This window comes from Kordia sp. (assembly GCF_045105435.1).
Taxonomy (GTDB): domain Bacteria; phylum Bacteroidota; class Bacteroidia; order Flavobacteriales; family Flavobacteriaceae; genus Kordia.
The window spans coordinates 1-4,764 of the sequence record NZ_JBGCDL010000395.1 but is presented as its reverse complement, the minus strand read 5'-3'; the positions used below and the strand labels follow the sequence as shown (position 1 = coordinate 4,764).

General features: G+C 32.9%; 4 protein-coding genes and 1 pseudogene. 1 reads left to right on the top strand and 4 read right to left on the bottom strand.

The window, feature by feature from the left end; all coding sequences use genetic code 11:
• Positions 1-501, bottom strand: a 501-nt coding sequence (gene rsgA, locus AB8B65_RS20000; RefSeq protein ID WP_405303054.1) for a GTPase RsgA, incomplete at its 3' end; no start/stop codon positions are given.
• 114 nt (positions 502-615) lie between these two features.
• Entirely contained in the window at positions 616-2,265 is a 1,650-nt protein-coding gene (locus tag AB8B65_RS19995; RefSeq protein WP_405303053.1) for a hypothetical protein, read from the bottom strand.
• 483 nt (positions 2,266-2,748) lie between these two features.
• On the opposite strand from AB8B65_RS19995, the gene AB8B65_RS19990 reads away from it, so the two are divergent.
• Positions 2,749-2,946: a hypothetical protein gene (locus tag AB8B65_RS19990; RefSeq protein ID WP_405303052.1), complete on the top strand. Its 198-nt coding sequence runs from the start codon at positions 2,749-2,751 to the stop codon at positions 2,944-2,946.
• A gap of 315 nt (positions 2,947-3,261) precedes the next feature.
• On the opposite strand, the gene AB8B65_RS19985 is transcribed toward AB8B65_RS19990, so the two are convergent.
• Together AB8B65_RS19985 and AB8B65_RS19980 are read right to left on the bottom strand one after the other, a co-directional pair.
• Positions 3,262-4,344, bottom strand: coding sequence for a chorismate mutase (locus AB8B65_RS19985; RefSeq protein WP_405303051.1), 1,083 nt, complete (start codon positions 4,342-4,344; stop codon positions 3,262-3,264).
• A gap of 258 nt (positions 4,345-4,602) precedes the next feature.
• Positions 4,603-4,764 (bottom strand): annotated as a pseudogene (locus tag AB8B65_RS19980) (prephenate dehydrogenase); the annotation flags it as partial.

Genomic DNA, 4,764 nt, shown 5'->3' with positions numbered 1-4,764 from the left:
ATTTTTTTGCTCTTTGGCAGATATTTCAATGCATTCGTAACCGATATTTCCATAGATATCTTTGAGATACATAACCTCAGCGCGGCGTTCTATTTCTTTGTAGGCATCTACTTTGTTAAAGACTAATACACACGGAATGGAATAGGCTTCTGCGGTGACTAAAAAACGATCTATGAAACTTGGAAACGTTGGTGGATTGTCAATGGTGATTAATAAGAATACTTGATCAATGTTAGATGCAATAATATGTGTTTGTTTGGAAAGATTAACCGATTTACGGATGATGTAGTTTTTACGATCAAAAATTTCATCGATAATTCCTGTTTCAACATCGTTATTGGTTTCAAGTGTAAAATTCACTTTATCACCAACCGCAATGGGATTCGTACTTTTAATTCCTTTAAGTCTAAATTTCCCTTTGATTCTACATTCGTATTCTTTACCGTTTTCGGTTTTGACCAAATACCAACTTCCCGTAGATTTATAAACAGTTCCTATCATTGGTGCAAAGATTAAGATTATTCTTTACATAACAAAAGGTTTGCACATGTATACAAACCTTTTATCTTTTTGATTAATTAATAATCAAGATTTTAATATCTTAAAGTGATTGACTTAGTTTTGAATTTGAAGTCTTCCTAGCTTATTTTTTGATCTTTTAGATGCGTAAATAATGTAATCGCCTGCTGATTTTTGCAAATATACGCCAGGTCGTAAAATGAGTCTTTCTTTTTGAAGATCTTCAGGATCAAGACGTGTAATATTTCCTTGATCGTCAAAAACAAAAGCTGTAGGAATGGCTTTGTTATAATTTCCTAGTCTTTTGATTTTTTCAATATCCGTTACGCCAACATTCTTTTTGTTGTCATTGAAAATTACAGTGAGCTGTCCGTTTTCATAAATTGGAATGGCGCTTAAATATTCCGGACCTTTTCCTGCTACAGCGATTGGAATAGAGATTCCTACACCAACAGTAAAGTTGTTTCCACCAAAAAAACCAAAGATTCCTAGCGAGAATACAGTAAAGCTTGCTTTTTGTTCTTTCGGAATTACGTTTGTCCAAGCTATAGAACCATCTTGATTTAATGAAGTTACGATGATTTCATTGTTAATATACGTAATTGGTTGAACTGCCAATGGACCGATTCCTTGACTTCTTCCTATAAAAACTTCTTGATATTCTGATAATAAGAACAATCCGCCATCTTCTTTTTCAATTAAACTATGCGTTTTATATAGCGGTTTTATGTCTTTATCTTTTTTAGCTCTACGTTCTCCAATAAGTTTTACTTTTGTTTCGTAATCGAATTTATTGAATTTTAGATTCATAACCTCATTACTTCTCATGTCTACATTAGCAGAGTAAATCCCTCTCAGTTTTTTATTCGCTTTTCCGTTTTTACGCACACCTGAATAAAACCCTACTAAGTGTAAAATGTCTTTGTTCGTCGCTAAAATTTCGCAGTTAATAACTTCTCTGTTGGTAAAATCGATATTTATGATTTCTTTTTTGTAGCCGTTGTCTTTTTTGAAAGTATGTATTTCAAATTTTTCGATGTTTTTCTTCGCTTTTCTATCACGATAGCTTTCGTTGATTACAATAAATATATCATCATACACATTTACATCGAAGTCGGCAATATTGAATTCTAAATCTCTGCGATCTTCAAACGGAACTGTTTCCAAATCTGTCATTTCCGCTTCTAGATTTTCGTTGAATAGTTTTATTTCATATTGTATTTCTTCTTTTTTATCAAAGTACGCTGCATGCATAATCAATAAGCTACCACCTTGAGGAGATTCTTTAAAGTAAAAAGCGCCTCTTTCTCTTTTTTTGGTAACTTTTGTATTGAAAAGTATTTTCCCTTTTTTGGATAGTTTTCCATCTTCAGAAATTGAAAATCCTACTAAGTGGTTTTCTTTTGCTTTCCGATCATATAGACTTCCAAAAGCATAAATTTTATTCCCAATTACTATAATTTCTTCAAACGTCAGGTCTTTTCCTTTGTATTCTGAGAATTCAATTTGTTGTTTTCCTAGCACTTCCATTTTGTCAGCACTAAACATTTTTAAAAAGTATTTTTTCTTTCCTTTTTGTGCTAACGTGTATATTTTCCCATTGAGCTCTCCTGCTATTCGGACAATTTTTTCTTTGTTTTCTTTAATTTCTTGACCGTAAGAAATTGTGATCGGACCAAGTTTCCCTTGTGCATTCATTGCGCATACTACAAAAAGTAGCAGCAACATAGTTGTAATGTTTTTCATGTGTTTATTTACAGTTTTAAGTGATTGTTTTTTAGGGAAGAATTTTAGGTAATTATGCTACTATATATTGTTAAAATTTGTGCAAACATATAAAATTTTAAATAGACTTAAAGTTTAGCATGTTTTTTTATTGTCACTTTAGAAACCAACAAAATATATCTTTCTCTTTGTCAACAACTTACTGACACCTCACAAACTATTAGCAATCTTTATAAATGAAAAAGAGGCTGTCGTGAAAGTTTTTAAAGCCAATATCCTGAACTTGATTAAGAATATCATTACATTATTTTTTTTAATGATTATGAGAAGTCGAATCAAGTTCGGTTTGACGAAAACCTCACTTTTAAGATAAGCTTTTTTCATGCTTTTCCTCGTACTTTTTTCTCTTTCTTACCGCGCATTCATAAACCATCAATTGCCTTTCTTTTTTTGCTGAATTATTCGTCGTTGTTTTGAACTATTAATTATTTAAAACAGATTATTATGAAAAAACAAAGTTTAAAAAGTTTACAACTTAACAAAAAGTCTATTTCTAGCTTTTTTATTAAAGGAGGAATAAATGAAGAAGGAAACGGAAGTGAAGAAGCACAAGCTACTTATTTTGTTGTAAGGATGTTTACCAAGGTCAATAATTCAAAATACAGATTGTACTTGCGCTTAATTTTTGGTAGTAATTATTGAAAAAGCGAGCTTATTAGGCTCGCTTTTAATTTATTACTTAATTAGCACAAGCAAGAGTTCCAAATGAATTCGGACCACAAGGACTATAACAAGAAATATCATTGCTCAATTTACACCGCTTTGTGTTATTATAACATACTTTATGAGTATCATTTGCGCCACCAACAATTTTTCGAATATCTACTTCGTTTAAGCTAGCAATTACGCTTTTTATGATGCTGATTTTTGAGTTTACTTTGTTTTTTCCATAATATAATGTTTTTTAATGTTATATTATGTAGTTGTAAAATTTTTATTTTGTTACCCAAAAAATAATTAGTTGTTCATTATTTTTTCTTGGTGATTGATTGATTCCTGGTGAATTGCTTTGAAAATGCGTAATACAAATTCTTCACTTAGTTGATTTTGCTCACCTTCTAAAATCATTTTTCCTAGAATTTCGTTCCAACGTCGGGTTTGTAAGATGGCAACGTTTTTATCTTTTTTCAAGGCTCCAATTTTGTCAGCTACTTTCATACGCTTTCCTAACATTTCTATAAGTTGATGATCTACTACATCAATTTGCGTACGCAATGTATTTAATTCATTTCGGTATTCCGCTTCGGTATCTGTTGCCTTTCTGATTTTTAAATCTTCCATGACTTCTTCCAAACGTGTTGGTGTTATTTGCTGTTTGGCATCACTCCAAGCATTGTCTGGATCAAAATGTGTTTCTACCATTAATCCGTCGTAGTTTAAATCTAATGCTGTTTGACAAAGATCGAATATGATATCTCTACGTCCTGCAATATGCGATGGATCTAATATTAATGGCAAATCTGGGAAACGGTTTTGCAATTCAATCGGAATTTGCCATTCTGGATTGTTTCTGTACCGTGTTTTTTCGTAGGTTGAAAATCCTCTATGAATAACTCCCAATTTTTCAATATTAGCAGAGTGCAAACGTTCTACCGCTCCAAGCCACAATGCTAAATCTGGATTTACTGGGTTTTTTACCAATACAATTTTGTCTGTTCCGTTCAATGCATCTGCAATTTCCTGAACAATGAATGGACTTACTGTAGAACGTGCTCCTATCCATAATACATCAATATCGTGCTCTAATGCTAAACGTACGTGTGTTGCATTGGCAACTTCTGTTGCTGTAAGCATTCCTGTTTCTTCTTTGGCTTTTTGCAACCATTTAAGACCGAGTGCTCCTACACCTTCAAAGTTTCCTGGGCGTGTACGCGGCTTCCAAATTCCTGCACGCAATACCGTAGCGTCTGTGTCTTTTAGTTCGTGTGCAATTTTAAGCACTTGTTCTTCTGTTTCGGCACTACAAGGTCCTGCGATTACGATTGGGTGTTCTAGTCCAAAGTTGTTTAACCAGCTTCTTAATTCTTTTTTATTTTCCATGAGTATCTTTTTTTATTGTTTTTTGTCGGTTTATTTTTTTTGTTGATTTATTCTTTGTTTCCACTTTCGTGGGATTGTTCTCGTTACTTTTGATTCCTTATCGTTTCTTTTAGATTGCCATTTTCATGGGAACGTTCGCGTTAGGGATTGAGGCTTTGTTGGAGCTCTTTTGCAAGGTGGATTCCTGCCTATGCAGGAATGACAGCTTGTAAAAAGCGACTGCCGAAAGCCCGACCCGTTAGGGAAACGCCCAAATTGTTATTCGATTCCTTTTAGTATTTTTTTTATGTGATTTGTGTTTTCCATTTCTTTATATATTCCTTCAAAATTGTCTTGCAACATCAGGCTTTTAAATTCCTGTAAGTTGGCAATGTATTCGTTGAGTGTTTCAATGACATTGGTTTTGTTTTGCTCAAATAT